The organism is Pseudoalteromonas xiamenensis (assembly GCF_030994125.1).
Taxonomy (GTDB): Bacteria; Pseudomonadota; Gammaproteobacteria; order Enterobacterales; family Alteromonadaceae; genus Pseudoalteromonas; species Pseudoalteromonas xiamenensis_B.
Genome location: NZ_CP099917.1, coordinates 200,049 through 221,551 on the forward strand (window position 1 = coordinate 200,049; position 21,503 = coordinate 221,551).

Sequence of the window (21,503 nt, forward strand, 5' to 3'; positions counted from 1 at the left end):
TATCGATTGGTTGTATTAAGCGACCGAATTTTGATGATTTTGGCTCGCGCCAATAGGCTCATCGAACAGAATTTGATGTCGCGCAAATGCCGTTAATAATTTAAAGCTCAATGGTTTTTTCTTGAGCTTAGCCATTTCGTCAAAATTGGCCATATTTTGGTTGCCATTGCATGAAATAAAACCCATAGACCAAGTTTCAAAATGTCGTTTGTTAATCGGGTTGTGTATAAGAGGTTCGACGGCAAAGTGGCGCTTATCCTTTTTTATTTTGTTAAAAAGTGCCAAGATTTTTGGCTCTTCACCTTCTAATACCTGCATAAAGTGTTGCCCATCAAATAACAGCATACCCGTGATTTTTTCTAATTTATTTCGAAATGAAGACTCATGGCGCAACACTTCAAGATCTGCCCATGTATAGCTTTCGGAAGCGGTGCTCACATAAATAAATTCAATCAGCATTTTGTATTAGCGTAAAATAGTAGACTAATAGAAAAAGAATAGACAAAGTTTGGTTGTTGTAAATTGAGTGACAAAAATAATTTTAGCAAATTGTAAATGAAAGCAATTTTAAACTTTGTATTTAATTGTTATCATCCCTTTGAAAACAGATACCTAGCAGTATAGTAGTTCCTTCTTGCTCAAACTTGAATTATAAAAATACCATGATAAAAATTAAAAACGCAACAAAAGTGGCGTCTCTACTGAGCGCATTAGTCTTGTCTGCAAGCGCTCAAGCGACCATTGTAGAATTTCAAACTTCGCAACAATCATTCAAAGTAAACTTGTACGACAACCAAGTTCCTGAAACGGTTGCCAACTTTTTAAAATACGTTGAAGCCAATCGTTATGATGAGAGCGTGCTTCACCGTGCTATTCCACAATTTATTATCCAAGGTGGCGGCATCGTTTATAACGACGAAGACAAGCTTGCTAACATCGAAACATTCGCGGCGGTTAAGAACGAACCTAAGTATTCTAACGTGCGTGGAACCATTTCGATGGCGAAGATTCCGAATAGTCCTAATTCAGCCACTAGCCAATGGTTTATCAACGTAAAAGACAACAGCGCGGAACTGGACATACAAAATTCGGGATATACGGTTTTTGGTGAAGTAATCGATAGTGGCATGAATGTAGTTGACCAAATCAATGGGTTAACGCGTTGTGGGGAAGTGCCTGTAATTAATTTTTCAGACGAACAATGCAGCAATGCAGACATAAAACCTGCGAAAGAAAACCTTGTCGTTGTGTACTCAGTGAAGGTTTTAGACAACGACCCAAATACGGCAGCGTCTTTGACCCCAAAAGAAAATACGCTTATTAAAAATATTGAAAAGCCGAGTACAGACAATGGCTCTAGTTCTGGAGGAACTCTGTATTTTGCGCTGTTGATGCTTGCAAGTTCATTAGTTTGCAGACGATTCAATCGCGCTTAGATTGAACAAAATAGGTTGCCGCGTGTTTTAACGCCGGCAACTTACTATTAAGATCCTATACGTTGGACTTTTGTCAGTTGTTCTGACGAAGCGGCTTGACACTGGCCGTCAACAAAAATAATGCCATTGTCAATTGACGTCCAACACTCTTCATATAAAAACTCGTATTGAGCAACGCCTGTACGCCAGTTATTGGCTAAATGTATGTGCACGCGCAAATTTTCTACATTTCCCATCTGCGCCACGTTTTCTTTGAACAAAGGCCCAAACCCTTTAGCGAGTAATACAATATTAACGGTTTCAGATGTCCGTTGGTAACTCCAATTACCTTGCAAATTAGAAATAACGATGACATCTGGCCGCTCAGTGTTGTATACCTGCCCAAGGCCTGTTACTTGACCTGTTTTAATATCGACAACAAGCGACAGTTTTAAGCACGGAACTATTTTCTTGGCGTCATGGAGTTTTGGGGTAATAACGTGAAATTTGATTGGTACAAAGTCTAAATTTGAATTGCTTTCCTGCACAAGTTACTCCTAACTTTCTCTAAATCAATCAAAACGTGGTCAAATAACAGCCAGATGGTTTATAAGGGTAGCTTGTCTCGGTTTTTTGACAAGTTTTAGGTGTAATGCAGCAGGTTTCTAGCGCGCTTCAGATGCTTTTAAGCTTCAAAGTTGATAAGGTCAAAATACGCGTCAACAAAGGAAATAAAAATGATTGATTTTCGTTCAGATACAGTAACTAAACCTTGTAACGATATGTTGAACGCCATGATGACCGCATTGGTTGGCGATGACGTTTATGGCGATGATCCTACAGTTAATGAGCTAGAGCAGTTTGCTGCACAAAGGCACGGTTTTGAGAGCGCGCTGTTTGTTACTTCTGGCACTCAAGCGAATTTACTCGGGATACTGAGTCATTGTGAACGCGGAGACGAGTATTTATGCGGACAGCGAGCGCATAATTACTTATATGAAGCGGGTGGCGCTGCTGTACTAGGTTCTGTGCAACCGCAGCCTATTGAAAACAACGCCAATGGAACACTTTGCTTTGAAAAGTTGAGAAAGGCCATTAAACCAGATGATTTTCATTTTGCTCGCACTAAGTTATTGAGTTTAGAAAACACGATTGGCGGAAAAGTACTGTCAATCGACTATCTAAACAAGGCAAGAGCATTTTGCAACGAGCATGGTCTCGCGCTGCATCTTGACGGCGCTCGAGTGTACAACGCAGCCGTTGCGCTTGAGGTAGATATAAAAGAAATATGCAGTCAATTTGATTCTATGACGATTTGCTTATCGAAAGGCCTAGGGGCACCAGTAGGCTCTCTGTTGCTTGGCGATAAAGCTTATATCGCAAAAGCGAGGCGGCTGCGTAAAATGGTTGGTGGTGGTATGCGCCAAGCGGGAATTTTGGCAGCAGCAGGGCTATTTGCTTTAAAGAATAATGTTACCCGATTAGCGGATGATCACCAAAATGCTCGGTATTTAGCTGAACGATTGAATGAGCTTAAAGGTTTTTCTACGGTTAATTACAACGTACAAACAAACATAGTTTTTGTTGATATCGAAGACTCGGTGGACATTCAACTTATCGCAGATTCGCTAAAACAAGAAGGAATACTCTTTACGCCAGGGTACCAAGGCATGCGCTTGGTTACACACAAAGATGTTTCTAAACGGGATATTGATGTGTTAATCGAAAAACTCAGTCATTCTGTTCGTTAGGCTTAGGAACGCGGTGGTAGGGCGAGTCCGTTTTACCACCCAAAACACTCGAAATCCTTCGGGAATAGGCCTTTCTGAGCAAGATAATCTAAAGCTTGATTTGGCGTCGATTTTTTGGAAGTTTGTTTAAGGCTAAAACATGAGGTGGTACAACCGAGTGGATTCGAACCACCGACCCCTACCATGTCAAGGTAGTGCTCTAACCAACTGAGCTACGGTTGTATTATAAGATTGGTACGACCGAGTGGATTCGAACCACCGACCCCTACCATGTCAAGGTAGTGCTCTAACCAACTGAGCTACGGTCGTACTACGTTAGGGCTTTATGCCTCAACAGGGCGCTAATATATAGTGACTAAATTGATGATGCAAGCCTCAAGTATCGATTTTTTAACTGATTGGCGATTTTTAAATCACAATGAATGAGAATTAGGCTAAATCAGATCTTAGTGAGCTTTAGAATTGAAGGGATTGATTTCACAGGATTTGTAAAAAGCCTGCCACCACTTTACATGTTGTTTGGCTGAATCCTTTAATTTTGCAAGTAAGCTTGCCTCGTTTGTTGGGGCAAATTTTACAGCGAGGCTCGGTGTTTGTTCATAAAGCTTAAAAAGAAGAGGGGAAATTTGCTCTAATGAACCGACAAGCTGACTTTGGTAGGGTTGAATTGGTGCTATGTAAAAGGTTTGAAAAACATTGCTAAGTATTTCCGCTTTATTTTTAGCGCGTCCTTTTTTGCAAAGTGTCTTTTGTATATCGATGGTGTTGAGTGAAAACGTCGTTTGTTCATTTAAATTAGCTTGTTTCACTGAGCTTGATACCAGAGCGCTCACGTAACTATTCTGGTTTAGGTTTTTTAGCGCTAAAGTGATGTCTTGTGGCGTTATTGAGTCAAAGTCTTGGGTATCAATTTTCGTTTTGATAGTCACGAGACTTGTGAGTCCTTCTCGGGCTGCTTCTTTCCCTTCAATGCCGAGTACTGGTATTTCTTTTGACGTTGCGACGAGTAACGACTGCATTTCTCGTTCTGAGGACAACATGAGCTGAAACATCGTCGACACGGCTTGTTTCTTCGCTATAAGCGCATCGGCGAGTGTTGATTTTAACAGCTCATTTTTGTCATCGAGTGATTCGATGCATTTAGGCATTAACTGAATAAATCTAATTGCGTATTTGAGTTTCTCACTAGGTACGGCGACTTTACCCAGTTGGTTATTATGCTCGGCAACATAGCGAGACACCTCACAATGGTTAATTGAAGCAAGCTCTATCAACGAAATAGTCGGCTCATTGGGTAAGCTCGGTGGTGTTAACTTTACTAATCCAGAGTAAGAAATCGGGTTGAAGGAGACATCAACAACGTTTGCGAGTCGCTTTTGATAGTCTACATAGTCATCACTCGGCTGCGAAGAGCAGCCGAACAACAGGCCAAATACGCTAGTGGATGTTAGCAGTAAGCGTCGCAAGTCGTTTCCTCACGGCAGTTATTAATAAAATCGCAGCAACTGAGAGTCCCACTATAATACCTATCCAAAAGCCTTGTGGTCCCATCGCTGACACAATGTAATTGGTCTTTGCCAATACGAAGCCAAGTGTAAAACCGATGACCCAATAGCTCAAAAAAGTAATAAGTGAAATCGGCTTCGTAAATTTCAAACCTCGTAATGCACCATTGGCTGCAACTTGAAGCGCATCAGGTAGTTGATAAATACAGGCTAAAACCAAAATTGATGAAGCCAGTATTAACACCTGCTCGTTGCTTGAGTAAAACGAAGCAACGACATCGCGCAGAGTAAATGTGAATGTTGCAACAATTGCAGCAACCAGACATGCCAGCATAAATGCGGTAGATATTGCTGTGCGTAAAGATCTCAGGTGCCCTTGGCCCGATAAATTGCCGACTCTAATCGCGATTGCCATCGATAAACTTAGCGGCATCATAAATAAAACAGTCGATACGCTCGCCGCTATTTGATGACCTGAAACAGCGATAGGACCTAAATCTGCTATGAACAGCGGAATACAGGCGAACAGGGTGACTTCAAAAAACGTTGCAAGACAAATCGGTAGACCCAGTTTAAACAAATAACTCAGCTCTTTAGGCTGAGGTTTTTGAAAATTATCGAACAGTTTCAGTTCAGAAAGTACGGAGGACCTTTGGCTATAGGTATGCTGTAAAATCGCCATAAACGCGAAGACAAGACTTGTTGCAAGTCCGCAACCAGCGCTGCCTAATGCCGGCATTCCAAACAACCCATGAATAAAAATATAGTTCACAGGGATGTTGAGCAGTAATCCAAGCAAACTAATGTAAAAAGCAGGCTTGGTTAGGCCAACCCCTTCGGTGACGTTTCTATAGATTGTGAATGTTAAAAACCCGAGCATGCCCCATTTCACGAACCAAATGTAGCCAAGTGATTTTTCAACAATTGTGGGTGCAGTATCTAATCGAGCTATGACTAATTCGGTAAAGGGCGCAATGGATAAGCCGAGTGTACTTAAGATAAGCACTAAATAGATGCTTTGCTGAAAGTAGTGGCGGATCCCTGAGTTATCACCAGCACCATGGCAATGGGCCACAACCCCCGTCAGGGCGAGCAAGATTCCTTGAAGACCAAACAAAATAGGATTCCAAATACCTACCGCAATGGAGAGTGCAGCAAGGTCTTCGGCACTTACTTGACCCGCCATCATGGTGTCGACTACAGACATTAATACCAGTGTAACTTGAGCGAAAAATACCGGAGTGGCGAGTTGGATAAGTCTTTTGGCTTCCCAAGCTGAAAACATGATTATCTCGACGTAACATTTAAAGGCGTATAGTAAGTTAAAGCAGATTAAGTTTCATCTTCCTGAGACAAGAGATGACAAAAAGCGGATGAAACTATACCATTTGTCCATCCGTATTTGAGAGACTCATCGTGTGTTCACAGGAATTATTCAAACGCAAGCAACAGTGATTAATGCAAATCAGGAAGACGGCGTTCAACGGCTCGTACTTTCAGTGGAAAGAGGCTATTTGGGGCATTTGGATATTGGTGCAAGCATTGCGATAAACGGATGTTGTTTGACCGTGGTGCATTTTGAAGTTCCCCCTCAAGATGTGGTAGGTCAAGTTCACTTCGACGTAATCGATGAAACGTTGCTGCTTACTAATTTGGGTAATTTGCGTCGCGGAATGAAAGTGAACTTTGAACGCTCAGTCACGTTCGGCACAGAGCTGGGTGGTCACATCGTTTCGGGTCACATTCACGATACTGCAAAAGTGGAAGAAATTATCCATGAACAGAACAATTGTCGTATAAAACTCACATTACCGAGCAAATGGATGAAATACATTATGTATAAAGGGTTTGTGTCGGTTAACGGTGCTAGTCTGACTGTTGGCAACATGGATGATACTGGCTTTTGGCTGCACCTCATCCCAGAGACTTTACAAATCACCAATATTGGTTTGCTTGAAGTAGGTGACGCCGTCAACATCGAAGTGGATCAACACACTCTGACCATCGTTAATACAGTCGAAAATTACCTACGAAAACAATCCACCTAAAAAATTTGCTCATCGTCACTGTCAACGTGGAGTTCAAGTTTATTTCGTAAATCATCGATGTGCATATTGAGATGTATTGGATTGCAACAGGCCGCACAATCTTCGTAAAAATCTTGGTCTCCACAGGTGGTATCAAGTGAAACGTGAATATGATGACCACAATGAGGGCACTCGATGCGTTGTGAATAGAGCTCTCTCATCACGCTACCTTTTTATGCCATTAAACACCTCCTAATTATAGCTCGAAAGTCAATAATGGCACTTTTGTGAAGGCTATTTTAAGATTTCATAAATTTTGTTTTTAGCTTGAACAAGATAGTTACCAGCGTACATGTTTGCTTGATGAAGAATGGGGTAAAGTTGGTAAAGTGCTTTTCGCTGTTCGTAACCATGATGAAGAGGAGCTATGCTCTCATATCCTTGATAGAAAGCGTCTGGAAGCGGGCCAAACAACTCACTTGTCGCGAGATCGATTTCTCTGTCGCCGTAATAGCAAGCAGGTTTGAATAGGACGGGCTTAGACTCATGAAAGCCGATGTTGCCGCGCCAAAAGTCGCCATGCAGCAGGCTCGGTTCGACTTGATGCGGCAGCATTGCGCGAATGGTTTCAACGAATGCATCTATTTCGACAAATTCAACCCCTTGCTCCGCTAACAACTGCAGTTGCCAGCCTATGCGTTCCTCGGCAAAAAAGGTATCCCATTTTTTGTGCCATCGATTTGGCTGAATTTGAGTATGAAGATAGTTGTCTGATTCTAACCCATACATTTTTTGTTCGTTGCGGCTGTGCATTTTGCCGAGTAAAATACCGCACTCAAACCAATTATCTTGTTGGGGCTCGGTTGTCACCCATTCAATGACGTGATAAGCAAACTCCATGGTCGTACCAATTAAAATTGAGTCCGCTATCAAAAAGTCGCTATCCCGAATCAACAGTGCTCGGTTACCCGCTTCACACTCAAAGCGTTCGAGTGCTTCTACGCGAGCTACTTTTACAAGATAATTTACCGTACCGTTGCTTATTTTGAATCGGCGTTCGTAGTCGTGGCCAGGAATCTCTGACTTTTTGACGATTTCGAAAGGCTGATGAAGAACTTCAGACAGTTGTTGGCAAACAGCATTCCACATGACAAGTCACTTTATCTATCAACGTACTTACAATAATGGCTGAAGATTGCCAAAGCACAAAACATTGAGCAGAAAAATTATTGATATAGAATAACAAACGTTGAGAATTAAGGAGTTTGTATGAACAAAAGCGTCGTTACGAATTTGTTTGCTGCCGCATTCGTGGTGCTTGGTTATATTATCGATAATGCACTCGTGTTTTCCGTTGGCTTATTTGCATTATCTGGCGCGGTAACAAATTGGCTTGCAATCCATATGCTATTTGAAAAGGTCCCTTTGCTTTATGGCTCAGGCGTAATCGTTATTAAGTTTGAACAATTCAAATCCGGCATTCGCGATTTAATTTTAAAAGAGTTTTTTAATCGTGATAAAATCGCCCAATTTATAGAACAAGAACAACAAAAGTTTGACTTAGCGCCTGTTATTCAAAAAGTCGATTTAAGCCCTGCATTTGACAAACTGGTGGCCGTAATTGAAGCATCACAGTTTGGGGCAATGCTCGGTATGTTTGGTGGCAAAGAAGCGGTAGAGCCAATGCGTGACGCGTTTCAAGAAAAAATGAAAGAAGCAATGAGCGATATTGCGAAGAGTGATGACTTTCATGCGTTATTAGCCGAAGAGCTAAAGATGGGTAAAGCCAATGAGGAGTTACTCGAAACGGTAGAAGATTTGGTGGATAAACGACTTGCAGAGCTTACGCCCCAGATGGTCAAAGATATTATTCAAACCATGATTAAAACCCACTTAGGTTGGTTAGTGGTATGGGGTGGTGTGTTTGGTGGTCTATTCGGCCTTGCCGCTCATTTAGTTTAATTTACCGTTATCGTCGATATGGCATGCGAGCACAAGCCGCATGCCATGTCGGTTCTCGAACATTAGCGACTGCCACTAATGTAAATTGTCTTAGGTGCATTGTTCGCAAGGTCTTTGATCGATGTGTTGGTCTCAAGTGAGAGTCCAAGAAGACGTGCAGTTTTTGAAAGGTCGTATTTCTTAGCAAAATCTTCAACACGGTTGTCATTACAACGCAGTTTCATTGTCACGGTATTTTTAGTTACACGCGTCAACGTCAGGGTATCGCGAAGCGTATCGATGCTATCGGATGCGACGGCCATGCAAAGTGCTGTCGCAACTGAATCATCATTTGCCACAAAGTTATTGGCGTTAGCTGATGTTACTATAAAACCGAATAGTGCTGTGCAAGTAAATAGTAAACGTTTCATCATGGTATTCCTTGTATCAGTATGGGCAATTCCAGTATGGCAATTTCCATCTAAATTGCTGTTAACCAACTGAGACAGGATGTAAGTAGCTATTTCAACCTCGACACACTTTAAATAAACGGGCTTATTCCAACGACTTAAGTTGTGTTTTTTGACACAATTTCACCAAAATATTTTTCGTTTGCTTATGTTGATTCATCGCTAACCTTTGATTATTTCCTCGAGGTTGCTACCTTTAATTAACTAAGCAGCAATGTATCGTGATTTTCATCGTAATTAATTGCTTTTTAGGCTTGTTTATTAGCATTTAATACGTAGATCCGATACATTCCCTAAAAAAACAACAGAGAAAAAACAATGCAAAAATTTGTTCCTTCCATTTTAGCGGTGGCACTGGGAGTCGCGCTAACAGGGTGCCAAGACCAAGGCCCAAAAAGAGAAAAGGTCGAAATAAATAAAAACCCTTATCCGAGCACCTATAAACCTTATTCAGGTTCGTCCACGCTTATTAAAAATGCAACAGTACTTACGGGCACTGGTGAACGTTTAGACAATACGGACGTTCTGCTTGTCGATGGTAAGATTAAAGAAGTGGGTCAAAATTTATCCGCCATCGCAGATACAACCGTTGACGCAAATGGAAAATGGGTAACACCTGGTATTATCGATGTTCACTCGCACCTTGGTGCTTATCCAAGTCCACAAGTTGAGTCTCACCAAGATGGCAACGAAATGACTTCGCCTAATACCGCGGAAGTGTGGGTTGAACATTCAGTGTGGCCTCAAGATCCTGGTTTCAATCGTGCTCGTGAAGGCGGTATTACGACATTACAAATTCTACCGGGTTCTGCAAACTTGTTTGGTGGTCGTGGCGTAACGCTTAAGAATATTCCAGCGCCAACCATGCAAGGTATGAAATTTCCTGATGCACCATACGGCCTGAAGATGGCGTGTGGTGAAAACCCGAAACGTGTTTATGGTGGAAAAGGCGTGTTACCTTCAACCCGTATGGGTAATATGGCGGGTTACCGTAAGTCTTGGGCTGCTGCAACAGAATACAAACGCGCTTGGGAAGAATACGATAAAGCATATGCAATGGGCTTAAACCCAGAAGCACCAGAGCGCGATATTAAAATGGACACGCTTCGTGGTGTGTTAGATGGCGACATTCTCATTCATAACCATTGTTATAAAGCAGAAGAAATGGCGATGATGATCGACTTATCGAAAGAGTTTGGTTATCACGCAGGTACATTCCACCATGGCATTGAAGCTTATAAAATTTCTGATTTGCTTGCAGAAAATGGAAACTGTGCGGCACTTTGGCCGGATTGGTGGGGTTTCAAAATGGAAGCCTATGACATGGTACAAGAAAACGTTGCAATTGTTGATGCAGTCAAAAACTCTTGTGCGGTTGTTCATTCTGATTCTGATACAACAATTCAACGCTTGAACCAAGAAGCAGGCAAGGTGATGTATCGCGCGAATGACGTGGGCTTCAACTTGAAAGAAGAAGACGCAATTAAGTGGATCACCTACAACGCGGCGAAGAGTTTGGGTATTCAGGATAAAGTCGGTTCATTGGCGGCGGGTAAAAATGCTGACGTGGTTATCTGGAACCAAAGTCCATTTAGCGTTTACGCAAAAGCGCAACAAGTATTTATCGATGGTGCAAAAGTGTACGACCGCGACGATGAAAAATATCAAGCAGTTAGCGACTTTATGCTAGGTCAGAAGTAAGGAGGCCAATTATGAAAACGTTTAATTTGAGCACATTGGCTTTCGCACTAGTGGCATCTAGTTCTGCGTTTGCAAGTTCAATCGCAATTACAAACGCAACCATTCACACAGCGACAGATAGTGGTGTACTGAAAAACGCTAGTTTGGTGATTACAGATGGCAAAATTTCGGCTATCAACCCAAGTGAAGTCAAAGCGGATACGGTAATCGATGCGCAAGGTGGTATTGTCACGCCAGGTCTTATTAGTTCAATGAACCAATTGGGACTCGTTGAGGTTGGTGCTGTTGGTGGTTCTCGCGATGCAGGGGACGACAAAGCCGGTATCGATTTTGATCCGAGCATGGCCTACAACCCTCGTAGTTCACTGGTGGCTTATGCGCGCAAAGGCGGGATCACACAAGATCTTATCGCACCTACCGGAGGTGATACGATTTTCGCTGGTCTTGCTGCTGCGGTTGAGCTGACAGGCGCATTTGATAGCGTCATTGGTAGCCAGAAAGCGCTAGTCGTCGAAATGGGTGAAAAAGACAAGGGCTCTCGCGCTATGTCTTATAAAACCCTTGTTGATAAGTTGGAAAGCCATAAGCAAAAGCTTGCTAAGAAAGATGACAAGAAAAAAGACGAAACACCAAGTACTGAAGATCAAGTTCTAACCAAAGTACTTGCTGGTAAACTGCCTGTTGTTGTTGAAGTACAACGTGCTGCAGACATCATGCAGCTGCTTAAAATCAAAGCACAGTACAACCTCAATCTCGTGCTGTGTGGAGCGAATGACGCGGTGTTAGTTGCGGACGAAATCGCAAAGGCAAATGTGCCCGTTATTTTCAGCGCGATGGACAACTTACCCGGTAATTTCGATTCAATGCACGCGAACCTAGCAAACGCTGGCAAACTTGAAAAAGCGGGTGTTAAAGTGATGCTTACAGTCGCAGGTGATGCAAGCCATAATATGTATCAATTGCGTTTTGATGCAGGTAACGCGGTGTCTTATGGTATGAGCTACGATGGTGCAATCAAGGCTGTAACTTCAAACGTTGCGGACGTATTTGGACTAACGGGTGGCAAAATTGCGGTAGGACAAAAAGCAGACGTTGTTCTTTGGAATGGCGATCCTCTTGAGCTGAGTTCTCATGTCGTTAAGATGTTTATTAATGGTGAAGAGATTTCAACACAATCACGTCATGACAAGCTTCGTGACCGATACATGAAAAAATCGGACATGCCTGCGGGTTACACAAAGTAACCTGGATCATTGAGCGAAATATAAAAAAGGCCTGATTTAGTCAGGCCTTTTTGTTTCGTCGAAACCGTTTCCCTTTACAACGCGCGTTAAACGCGTGACTGCTTACATTAGTTCTTTCAATCGGGCTGTTTTAACGAGTTTTACGGGTTCGCCATCCACCTCTAGAATAGCTTCAATGCGGAGTAAATCATCTTCGCTAAATGCATTCGGAATGGACACAACCAATGGCCACTGCTTGTGCTCGTATGGTTCGATTTTAACGGGTAGGCGAGTTTGAATTTGCGCATGCGAAGTTGATGTTGGAACATAGGATACTCGAATTTCACCCTGCGTTTCACCAGAATAAGGGCCCGTCAGTGATACATCCAAACGGATGTTTTTGTCATGAACTGCTGCGTGAGAATTTAACCACACACCATCAAAACGGGTCGTGGGTTGCGTGATTTTATTGACGAGTGACAAATTCCCCACCTGTATGTGAGATTCAATCATCATCTCTTCAGCGTTAGCCGGCACAGATAATGGCGTTTTGACGTTACTTTTCGAAAGGCGAGTTTCGACAGTATCCTGCTTAATCGCATTATGGTTAGCGTCTCTATACGTGACTTTCGAACTGAGGTGCGCAGCTTGACCATAATGGTAGGTCGCAAACAAATAAGGCTGTTGTTTATTAAAATCAATTTTTGCGGAAATACCAAATAACGATTGAATCGCGTCGTTATGTGACTCGTTGTTATTTGCTGACAACAACTGTAGCCAAGAGTCTGTTGTCAAGGCAAGCTGTTGCGACATGTGGATCGGATCAGACTTCTTGGCGAGTTCAAGTAACGTTTTCACTTGCTCATGGCAAGTAGGGATTAATGCTGAAAAGTCCTCGCAGGTTGAAAAAAGTTGATAGAGTGTTTGCCAGTCATTTATACCCCAAGGGTTCGGGCTTCCTTTTACTGCTTTTGTGGTATAGGGGGTTGGCAGCTTTGGTGAAATCTTGTGGTTGTTGTTTTGAGCTAAAATGCTCATCTTATCCAACGTGACCTGCTTAACCATCTCATCATCTAGTGCAAGTGGGATACGCTGTATCTCATCTGAGGCGCTGATGTTGAGGATCAACTTGCCTGTGGTTGGTTCTTTTTCAACGAGTAAGGAAAGCGTCGAATCCACCATTAGTTTGTCAGAAATACGTTTTGACAACGAATACGTTTGAAGTTCGTTTGATGGTGCACTGACTTCGAGCGTTTCGCCATCAATCAGTAAGATACGAAGTGCATCGTCGTTTCCTTCCGGTTCTTTACCTTGATATGTTTTTCGGTATTGCTCACGCTCAGTGGCAAGCTTAGTAATAACAGACATACCAATTTGACCACGTTTAAGCTGTTCTGGAACGAATTGAACATCAATACCCATCGTGTTTGTTGCTGTCGCTGAATGCGCAAAATCCATGATTGGCATCGGCGTTTTCATGGTAGGAATAACATCAAGTCGCGAAAGTTTTCCTGAATCGGTATTCCTCACCCAATAGTACTCGCCATCTTGCTCCCAAGGTCCTTCGACGATATTGAAGGTCGGCGCTACGTTTGACACGAATTGTGCGAATTCCTCTTCTACTTTATGCCAATTCGGAAAGGTTTCTTTAAGCAGTTTATTCGCGACAGGCAATGTATTTTCACTGTGCGGATTCGCGGCCATTAACCGTCTCATAAAGTGCTGGAAGTAAAGCGCACGTTCGGGATCATTTAACAGAAAGTGAATGATGAAAAAGTTCAGACCGCGTTCTAAACGAGGTGAATCATTGATTTGTTCTATAGTGGGTTTGTTCGCGGCGTAATATTGTTTAAGCCCAGTAATGAGGTAGTTCATTGGTGCTCTGTCGAAGACCATGACATTAAGCTGCTTTTTGTCTGGGTCGTATACGTGGTGGGCGATGGAATCCGCGAGACCTTCCGTAATCCAATTTGGTGCCCAGCTTGAATGCCCCGTCAATGCCATATGAAATGCGTGCATCGTTTCATGAATGACGATATAGCGTTGATGATGATAACGATGACTGGGGAAATTATACCCTGCGCGGTTATAAAACATCGTTTCACCACCCGCCGTATCATGAACGCCACGCAGGAAGCCATCATCGAGCATTGCCTCTTTAACGCGTGCTCGAGTTGAACCGTACACCACCGCGATTCGTTGATTATCAATGTTTGAAGGTTCAGCACCAAAAAGAGCAACATAATGAGGATAGGACAGTTCTAACAGTTCTAAATACAGTTTTACTTTTTCTTCAGGAAGATCGCTTTTAAGCGCGAAATGCTTACTGACCCACCAATTATAGCCACGGCTATTTGTGATCTTGCCTTCGCTGTAAGTGTAGGGAATGGTTTTCCCAAGATATTGAATATCAATATGGTTGAGCGTGGAAACTCGACCTGCGACGGTAATATCAGCGTTCATTTGCTTTGGAGTGGGGACGGACAACATCGTTTCGTTTGACGTTAAGGATTGGCTAAGTGTAGGTTCAGACTGACAACCGCTTAACAAAAGCGAACTTGAAATGAGAGCCGCAAGTAGGGAACGTGGATGTGTTTTTTTCATTTTTGTTTTACCTTGATCTAACGCACTGCAAGCAGTGTATATTGTATGCAATATAAAAAGCAATTATCAAACAACAATACTCACTATGGATATCACTTCAAAAGACGTCGCAAAGTCAGGCGCGATAGTTAGTCACTTTGGTTGGACGCGAACTTCATGGAAACAGTTGAACGGTTAGCATGGTATGAATTCTTTGCGGTCTGATCGATATACATGACAACACCGGTTGAGCATGGCGGAGTTGGTTTTAGTAATGTAGAGCGGGGGGCGATTCAGGGCATAATTCCGTTCTTTCTGTAGTTGTAATAATATTTTACATTGACATCTTCTGCCGACATCGAATTTCGGCAGGTAAAGTCAACCTTGAAAGATAAAGCATCTTACGGAAAGTTGATTACCGTTGAATCACATGATTTCCCAAGAAATAAGGATTTATACTCTAAGGCTGTTTAGAGCGAGAAGCGGATCTTGCTAGAATTTGAACCTGAGTGCAAAATGCAAGATCTGACCCCAAGTGTTTGATTGATGGTTTGAATGTTGATTGCTCTTTGTCGAACCCACCTCCCGTTTGCACATACCGGAGTAAAGGGCCTTAGACTTGCGCTATTTTGAACTCTGATACTATGGATACGAATAAAGACAACAGGATATTTCCTATGAAACTTAGAAAACTTGCATTACCAGTCTTAACAACAATCATGTTGAGTGCATGTGGCTCGACGCCTTCAATGCCAGAAGCATTAGAACAATCTAATTGGCGCTTTGATAGCACCGATAGTTTTGCTTATCGACTTGTACGAACAACTGGTATGGATGGCGTTTTAGATGCCAAACGCCCTAATGATTCTACTTATGGTGGTGGAACTGGCTGGGCAGCTTTTGGTAATTCGCTTGCTTCTGGAGGTTCACTTCTGACTTCAGGTCTAAGTGCATTGACAGTTGGATTCTTTTCTCCTGAAAGCGATGCATCTGGTTTCAATTTCATTGTCGGTTTAAACGCAACTGATAATATAGAGGCGTCAGACGCATTTAAGGAAGAGTTATACCGTTATTTTATGTCAGTTTACAACGTCAGCAAATCTGACATTGATTATGAAGAATTTAACGCAGGAAAAGTATTTCAGTTAAGAATTGGTTTTGACATTGGCAACTGCAAAGAAAGAACCCTCGAATATGTATCATTGCTAAAAGATACAAACGCGGAAAGTCGAGTCCTAAATTTTGTCAAAGACTACGGTTGCTATGTTCGCATGGGTATACCGGAATCTAATCTTGCGGGAGGTTTACTCGATAGCTCGGCAATTGCTCGAAGTAGAGGTTTTATGGGTTACGTTACTTTGGAGAAAATGCAAGCAAGTCTGAGTAAAGAACAGTATGTTTATGTTCCTCCACACAAATATAGAATTGCAGCTAGTGAAAAAGCTGTGTATGTGAAATTAGATCCTTTCCCAGCAGTTTACAGTAAAGATAAAGTTCATCTTTTCGTTAAAAATTCCGCAGAGTGATGCCTGTGGTTTTTCAACGTCTTGAACATCGGGGTCAAGTCTTGCACGGTGCAGGATATAAATGTTCATAGTCCACTTTTGGCACTTAGCTGACTGACAGAACAGCCACCGATCACCGTCGCAATAAACTTTAATGCTTGGGATGAAACGATATTCGTAAGCCACAGCTGAAGATCAAAACCGCCTTTACGTTAAAGGCGGTGATTCTATTGGCTATATTTCACAAGCAACGACAAAAGCAATTTCTACTTTGTAATTTGGGTCGGCTAATTCGGCTTTGATGCACGCTCGGCTGGGTGCGCATCCTTCAGGTAACCAACTATCCCACGCTTCATTGAATTGAGCTAAGTACGCGAAATCCGTTAGGTATATTGTCGCTGACAAAATTTTGCTTTTGTCACTCTTAATTTGAGCCATCGTTTGTTCTGCTTGAGCAAAAATTTGCAATGTTTGTGACTTTGCATCGGCCATTTCATCGTTAGCCACTTCAACAAAGTGACCCATTCCGTTGAAAACAGTTGCATCTGACCAGCGTTTTGTGGGATTTAAACGTATGATATTCATTATTTTCCTAGGTAATTTTTGTGTAATGCGTGTTCTTCATCGCGCAAAGTCAGTACTTCAACGCCATTATCCGTCACGAGTAATGTGTGCTCAGCCTGTGCAGAGAGACCACCATCGGTTGTAATGACCGTCCAACCATCCTTCAGTGTCTTTGTACGGTAAGTTCCTTCGTTTACCATGGGTTCAATCGTAAATGTCATGCCAGGCTTTAATTTCATACCAGTATTTTTTGAACCATAATGCAAAACGTTTGGTTCTTCGTGCATTTGACGGCCAATACCATGACCACAATATTCGCGAACGACTGAATAGCCAAGTTTCTCAACCTTCGATTGAATAGCGGCACCTAAATCGCCAAGACGAGTATCTGGTTTAACGAGACTAATCGCTTCCCAAAGTGCGTGTATCGTCGAATCCACAAGCTTTTTTGCCTTGTCAGGTGCTTTTGGCATCACGTACATTTTACTGGAATCAGTAATGAACCCGTACTTTTCGAGCGTGATATCTATGTTAATGATATCCGAGTCTTGAAGGATAACCTCTTGACTAGGTACACCATGGCAAACCACGTTATTGGGGGAGCTATTTAGCACATAGGCAAAGCCGTATTGACCTTTAGAGGCAGGCCGAGCGTGTAACGTGTTTACAATGTAATCCTCGACGAAATCATTCAGGTCCATTGTTGAAAGCCCTGGGCGGATATAAGCATCAAGCGCCGCGAATACTCGCGCGAGGAGTTTGCCACTGACACGCATTTTGTCGATGTCGTCAGCCGATTTGATAACAACGTTACTCATTGGCATTCATCTCCTTAGAGAGGAGTTCAAACTGGGCTTTAACTATATCGGCATAGGTTTGGTTTGGATTAAGCTCTAATAACTTACCAATTTTAATCCAATGTTCTGCTTGAGCGTTGATTGAGCGAGACATAATGCCGCTGGCGATGCGAAGTTCTTCATGAAGTTCGTCAGAAATTTTGACTATACCCATTAAATGTACCGTATATGATTTATATATACATCATATATTCAAGCGGCGCTATTGAACAGCAAAACGTTGGATAGTTACGTATTGCTGTTCAATTTAGAGCAAATCGAAGCGTACTAACTTAAACCAAACGGATCGTCCAAACTAAAGGAAGGTTCGGTAAACCATTTAGGGCCGCTTTCAGTCATGTAAAAGTGATCTTCTAGTCGAATACCGAATTCTCCAGGGATCACCAACATAGGTTCATTGCTAAAGCACATTCCAACGGCTAAAGGTTGGGGGTTATCCTTTACTAAATAAGGCCATTCATGAATGTCGAGACCAATCCCATGACCGGTGCGATGAGGACATCCTGGCAAATCATATTCTGGCCCAAGACCAACAGAGGCGAGATAACTGCGAGCCGCAAGGTCCACGTCACCGCATGGAAGGCCGAGTTTTGCCGCATTAAATGCGGCTGCTTGCGCGTTCTTTTCATGCTGCCACATTTGTTTCTGGTATTCCGAGGCTTCACCAAACACATAAGTTCTTGTGATATCGGATAGGTAGCTGTGTACCTTGCAACCCGTGTCGATTAACACGACATCACCGCGTTTTAAGGTTTGCGGTTCTTTAACGCCATGTGGAAAAGAGGACGCTAGGCCAAACAGAACGATGCAAAAATAATTACCGGGCGCACCAACGCGTTTATGCGCTTCATTAATAAACGCTTCAACTTCAACCGTGGTTATGCCTTCTCTTAGAATACTGGCTGCGGCCTTATGCACTTCTAATGTCATATCCATTGCGCGTTGCATAAGAGCAAGTTCATTCTCAGATTTATGCATACGACAATGTGCGGTTACCGCTTTGCCGTTGATAAAGTTTAATGCAGGAGCAATTTGACGTACGCCATCAAATAAGAAAAACGATGCGCTCTCGTCCATGCCGATGGTTGCACTATCAGAAAGTCCCATCTCTTTTAAAACAGTAACAAAAAGTTGGTAAGGGCTCTCATGTTCCTGCCAAGAACGAATAGGGGCTTCTATCAATTGAAAATCTTTCAACGAACCAATTTCGAACGTCGGCGCGATATATTGAAATTGTCCATTGGCAGGTAGGATTGCGCCCACCATTCTTTCACTGGCATACCATTGCATACCGGTAAAATATTTGAGATTGGTTCCTGCATTCAAATAAAGCGCGTCGATATTATTTGCTTGCATATAAGCTTGAGCTTGATGAATTCGAGCTTGGTACTCTTCTCGTTGAATGGGTACCAAATCAGTTGTCATGTCAGTTAATTCGGCAAGTGCTTGTTCTTGTGTTTTGGTGCCGATACCAATCGGTAAATTTAAATCAATCATGACGTTCTCCTAAAATCGGTCAATTCGATAGGGGGTGAGTGTAATACTTGGTTCTTTATCTTGTAAGAGATCTGCGACCAGTTCAGATGTAATAGCACCTTGAGTTAGTCCTAGGTGCTGGTGGCCGAATGCAAACACAATGTTTTTGTTACTCGGTGAATAGCCAATCACTGGCAAGGAGTCCGGCAGTGAAGGGCGACAACCCATCCATGTAGACTCTATTTCCAGAGATTGAGTGGCGGGAATAAGTGCATTAGCGTGAGTAAGCAGCATGGTTGCTCTTGCGTGATTTTCTTTTGCATCGACACCTGCAAATTCGACCGTTCCTGCTAACCGAAGTCCATTATCCATCGGGGTAATTATAAATTGTCTGTCCGCGGATGCCACAGGACGCGTGATTGGGTTTTCCATATTGAGCATGCTGTGATAACCTCGCTCGGCGTCAATAGGGACGCTATATCCCAATTGTTTTGCCAGCGATTTACTCCATACGCCGCTTGCGATTATCACCTTATCAAAGAGGGCTTTATTGTTGTTTGCTAGTTTGATCACTTCGCCTTCTGCCGTGGACGATAGGTGTTCAACACGTTGTTGTACGAACTGTCCACCGCGAGACTGAATTTCATCGAAAAGATGAAGGCACAGTGCATGAGGGTCAGCGCTATGCGCTACGTCGTTGAACAGCAAGGCATACTTAATGTTGTGTGAGAGATTTGGCTCTAGAGCCAAAATATCTTGCTGCTCTAGTAGTTGAACATTGACGCCTTGACTCATGTAGTGATTTTTGACCGATTCGACTTCACTAAAATCCGCGTTTTCAAACGTGAGTAAACTCCCCTTGTTACTTATGAACACATCATACGAAGTGTCTAATAACCTTTCATACGCAGCAAGACTCGGTTCGTTTAGACTTCGTAGGGCAGAGGTTAGCATCTGTTGTTTGCGTTGCGTCATATTCAGTACAAATCGCGTAAACCAAGGTATCGCTTTAAACAGGTAGCGAAGCTCTATTCGCAAAGGACCATTGGGGTCCAGCAACATTTTTGGTAGTTTCGGTAACAGTGAGCGATTGGCAAGGGGAAACACTTGTTCTGTTGCAAAGTGACCAGCATTTCCAAAAGAACACTTATTTGCGACACCATTGGGGTCGTATAAGGTCACCTGAAATCCTCGTTTTATTAGTTGCAACCCGATACACAATCCAATGATACCTGCACCTACAATTGCTACAGTTTTTGGCTTTTGTTCATCTAATTTGTTTTTATTTATCATTTTGTATCCACGTTGAGCTCGTGCTTTGTTAACAACTTACAAAAAAATATTTCCGCAAAATCATTTGGATAGCCAGCAAATCGAAGTTGATTTCAGGAAGTTCTAATATGAAACTAAATTCAATGTTGAATATTGTATACAATATGCTTATTATGGCAAGTACAAAACGTAAGCATGCATGTTTCAAGTTCAATCCGCGTTTAGTGACAAACATAAATCAATTCACGATGCGCATTTAATGAGGAAGACAAAATGGCTTTAGCTCAGATGGCTAACCCGACTATTAACTGGCATGGTGTATATCCTGCTGTGACAACACAATTTAACGACGACGGTAGCATCAACTTCGATGCAACGGCGAACATGATTGAAGCACTAATAGAAGATGGTATTCACGGTGTAATCGTTATGGGGACGGTTGGTGAAAACTGTTCGTTACGCATCGAAGAAAAGCGTGAAGTACTTCGTAGAGCAAAAGAACTTGTGGCAGGCCGTATTCCGGTTATAAGCGGTGTTGCAGAAACAACCACGCAATTTGCCATTGAGTTTGTTCAAGCGGCGGAAGAAATTGGCGTCGACGGTTTAATGGTGTTGCCAGGCATGGTGTACCGTTCAACGGAACGTGAGGCTATTCATCATTACCAACAGATTGCGCGTGCAACGTCACTTCCTATCATGATTTACAACAACCCAGTAACCTACGGCGTTGATTTAGGCCTAGAGAGTATGAAAGTACTGGCTGATGAGAAAAATATTGTTGCAATAAAAGAATCTACAACAGATACGCGTCGTCTGACTGAGTTGGCTAACGAGTTTGGTGATCGCTTTACCGTATTTTGTGGTGTTGATGATATTGCTCTTGAAAGTTTAATGCTTGGCGCTCATGGCTGGATTTCAGGTTTAACTAACGTCTTTCCAAAAGAATCAGTAGCAATCTACACACTCGCGAAACAAAGACGTTATGACGAAGCGCTTGAGATATGGCGTTGGTTCTTGCCTTTACTTCGTCTTGATACCATTCCAACTTTGGTTCAATGCATTAAGTACGCGGAACAGTTAGCTGGTCGTGGCAAAGAAACCGTGCGTGCACCTCGTTTACCTCTTACCAATGACGAAAAAGCACAAATCAACTCGATGTACGACAAGGCAATGTCGAATCGAATCGACCTCAGCAAGTTTAATTTGGATTAAG

At 42.6% G+C, this 21,503-nt stretch carries 21 protein-coding genes and 2 tRNA genes; 8 read left to right on the top strand and 15 right to left on the bottom strand.

Features of this window, described 5'->3' with window-relative positions:
* Positions 1-15: 15 nt before the first annotated feature.
* The gene (locus NI389_RS00860) at positions 16-459 is read right to left on the bottom strand and encodes a BLUF domain-containing protein (RefSeq protein ID WP_308361161.1); all 444 of its coding nucleotides are present in this window, start codon (positions 457-459) and stop codon (positions 16-18) included.
* A 203-nt stretch (positions 460-662) separates the two neighbouring features.
* Here NI389_RS00860 and NI389_RS00865 point away from each other — a divergent pair, with 203 nt between their 5' ends.
* Positions 663-1,436 carry a peptidylprolyl isomerase gene (locus NI389_RS00865; RefSeq protein WP_308361162.1) on the top strand — a complete coding sequence of 258 codons (774 nt, stop codon included), beginning with the start codon at positions 663-665 and terminating at the stop codon, positions 1,434-1,436.
* Positions 1,437-1,483: 47 nt separating this feature from the next.
* Here the strand turns inward: NI389_RS00865 and NI389_RS00870 are convergent, their stop codons facing one another.
* On the bottom strand, positions 1,484-1,963 hold the full coding sequence (locus NI389_RS00870; protein ID WP_308361163.1) for a DUF1842 domain-containing protein: 480 nt from the start codon (positions 1,961-1,963) through the stop codon (positions 1,484-1,486).
* A gap of 189 nt (positions 1,964-2,152) precedes the next feature.
* On the opposite strand from NI389_RS00870, the gene ltaE reads away from it, so the two are divergent.
* Positions 2,153-3,166, top strand: coding sequence for a low-specificity L-threonine aldolase (gene ltaE / locus NI389_RS00875; protein ID WP_308361164.1), 1,014 nt, complete (start codon positions 2,153-2,155; stop codon positions 3,164-3,166).
* Positions 3,167-3,311: 145 nt separating this feature from the next.
* Here the strand turns inward: ltaE and NI389_RS00880 are convergent.
* The 4 genes from NI389_RS00880 to NI389_RS00895 form a co-directional block, all read right to left on the bottom strand.
* Positions 3,312-3,388 (bottom strand) — tRNA-Val (locus NI389_RS00880).
* 10 nt (positions 3,389-3,398) lie between these two features.
* A tRNA-Val gene (locus NI389_RS00885) sits at positions 3,399-3,475 on the bottom strand.
* A 137-nt stretch (positions 3,476-3,612) separates the two neighbouring features.
* Positions 3,613-4,632, bottom strand: coding sequence for a DUF3080 family protein (locus NI389_RS00890; RefSeq protein WP_308361165.1), 1,020 nt, complete (start codon positions 4,630-4,632; stop codon positions 3,613-3,615).
* Positions 4,604-5,959, bottom strand: a complete 1,356-nt coding sequence (locus NI389_RS00895; RefSeq protein WP_308362595.1) for an MATE family efflux transporter — start codon at positions 5,957-5,959, stop codon at positions 4,604-4,606. Before NI389_RS00895 ends, NI389_RS00890 begins: the two co-directional genes overlap by 29 nt.
* A 130-nt stretch (positions 5,960-6,089) precedes the next feature.
* Between NI389_RS00895 and NI389_RS00900 the strand changes: the two genes are divergently transcribed.
* Positions 6,090-6,719, top strand: a complete 630-nt coding sequence (locus NI389_RS00900; protein ID WP_308361166.1) for a riboflavin synthase subunit alpha — start codon at positions 6,090-6,092, stop codon at positions 6,717-6,719.
* Here NI389_RS00900 and NI389_RS00905 read toward each other — a convergent pair.
* Both NI389_RS00905 and NI389_RS00910 read right to left on the bottom strand, forming a co-directional pair.
* Entirely contained in the window at positions 6,716-6,919 is a 204-nt protein-coding gene (locus NI389_RS00905) for a CPXCG motif-containing cysteine-rich protein (protein ID WP_208843230.1), read from the bottom strand. The two genes, NI389_RS00900 and NI389_RS00905, sit on opposite strands and share 4 nt — an antisense overlap.
* A gap of 73 nt (positions 6,920-6,992) precedes the next feature.
* The gene (locus tag NI389_RS00910; protein ID WP_308361167.1) at positions 6,993-7,847 is read right to left on the bottom strand and encodes a fructosamine kinase family protein; all 855 of its coding nucleotides are present in this window, start codon (positions 7,845-7,847) and stop codon (positions 6,993-6,995) included.
* A 120-nt stretch (positions 7,848-7,967) separates the two neighbouring features.
* Here NI389_RS00910 and NI389_RS00915 point away from each other — a divergent pair, with 120 nt between their 5' ends.
* A complete protein-coding gene (locus NI389_RS00915) occupies positions 7,968-8,660 on the top strand; it encodes a DUF445 domain-containing protein (protein WP_308361168.1) in 693 nt (230 codons plus the stop codon).
* 62 nt (positions 8,661-8,722) lie between these two features.
* On the opposite strand, the gene NI389_RS00920 is transcribed toward NI389_RS00915, so the two are convergent.
* Entirely contained in the window at positions 8,723-9,073 is a 351-nt protein-coding gene (locus NI389_RS00920; protein WP_308361169.1) for a DUF3718 domain-containing protein, read from the bottom strand.
* Between the two features lie 354 nt (positions 9,074-9,427).
* On the opposite strand from NI389_RS00920, the gene NI389_RS00925 reads away from it, so the two are divergent.
* The gene (locus tag NI389_RS00925) at positions 9,428-10,810 is read left to right on the top strand and encodes an amidohydrolase (protein ID WP_308361170.1); all 1,383 of its coding nucleotides are present in this window, start codon (positions 9,428-9,430) and stop codon (positions 10,808-10,810) included.
* Between the two features lie 11 nt (positions 10,811-10,821).
* Entirely contained in the window at positions 10,822-12,054 is a 1,233-nt protein-coding gene (locus NI389_RS00930) for an amidohydrolase family protein (protein WP_308361171.1), read from the top strand.
* Between the two features lie 102 nt (positions 12,055-12,156).
* Here NI389_RS00930 and NI389_RS00935 read toward each other — a convergent pair whose 3' ends face one another.
* Entirely contained in the window at positions 12,157-14,637 is a 2,481-nt protein-coding gene (locus tag NI389_RS00935) for a hypothetical protein (protein WP_308361172.1), read from the bottom strand.
* A 656-nt stretch (positions 14,638-15,293) separates the two neighbouring features.
* On the opposite strand from NI389_RS00935, the gene NI389_RS00940 reads away from it, so the two are divergent.
* Positions 15,294-16,142, top strand: coding sequence for a hypothetical protein (locus NI389_RS00940; protein WP_308361173.1), 849 nt, complete (start codon positions 15,294-15,296; stop codon positions 16,140-16,142).
* 213 nt (positions 16,143-16,355) lie between these two features.
* Here the strand turns inward: NI389_RS00940 and NI389_RS00945 are convergent, their stop codons facing one another.
* The 5 genes from NI389_RS00945 to NI389_RS00965 form a co-directional block, all read right to left on the bottom strand.
* Entirely contained in the window at positions 16,356-16,706 is a 351-nt protein-coding gene (locus NI389_RS00945) for a RidA family protein (protein ID WP_308361174.1), read from the bottom strand.
* Positions 16,706-17,503: a type I methionyl aminopeptidase gene (map, locus tag NI389_RS00950; protein ID WP_308361175.1), complete on the bottom strand. Its 798-nt coding sequence runs from the start codon at positions 17,501-17,503 to the stop codon at positions 16,706-16,708. The genes NI389_RS00945 and map overlap by 1 nt, the downstream gene beginning before the upstream one ends.
* Positions 17,496-17,696, bottom strand: a complete 201-nt coding sequence (locus tag NI389_RS00955; RefSeq protein ID WP_308361176.1) for a ParD-like family protein — start codon at positions 17,694-17,696, stop codon at positions 17,496-17,498. Before NI389_RS00955 ends, map begins: the two co-directional genes overlap by 8 nt.
* Positions 17,697-17,809: 113 nt before the next feature.
* Entirely contained in the window at positions 17,810-19,039 is a 1,230-nt protein-coding gene (locus tag NI389_RS00960; protein ID WP_308361177.1) for a M24 family metallopeptidase, read from the bottom strand.
* A 9-nt stretch (positions 19,040-19,048) separates the two neighbouring features.
* Entirely contained in the window at positions 19,049-20,311 is a 1,263-nt protein-coding gene (locus NI389_RS00965) for an NAD(P)/FAD-dependent oxidoreductase (RefSeq protein WP_308361178.1), read from the bottom strand.
* Between the two features lie 252 nt (positions 20,312-20,563).
* On the opposite strand from NI389_RS00965, the gene dapA reads away from it, so the two are divergent.
* Complete coding sequence (gene dapA / locus NI389_RS00970; protein ID WP_308361179.1) at positions 20,564-21,502, top strand: 4-hydroxy-tetrahydrodipicolinate synthase; 939 nt, start codon at positions 20,564-20,566, stop codon at positions 21,500-21,502.
* The last annotated feature ends 1 nt before the right edge of the window (position 21,503 follow it).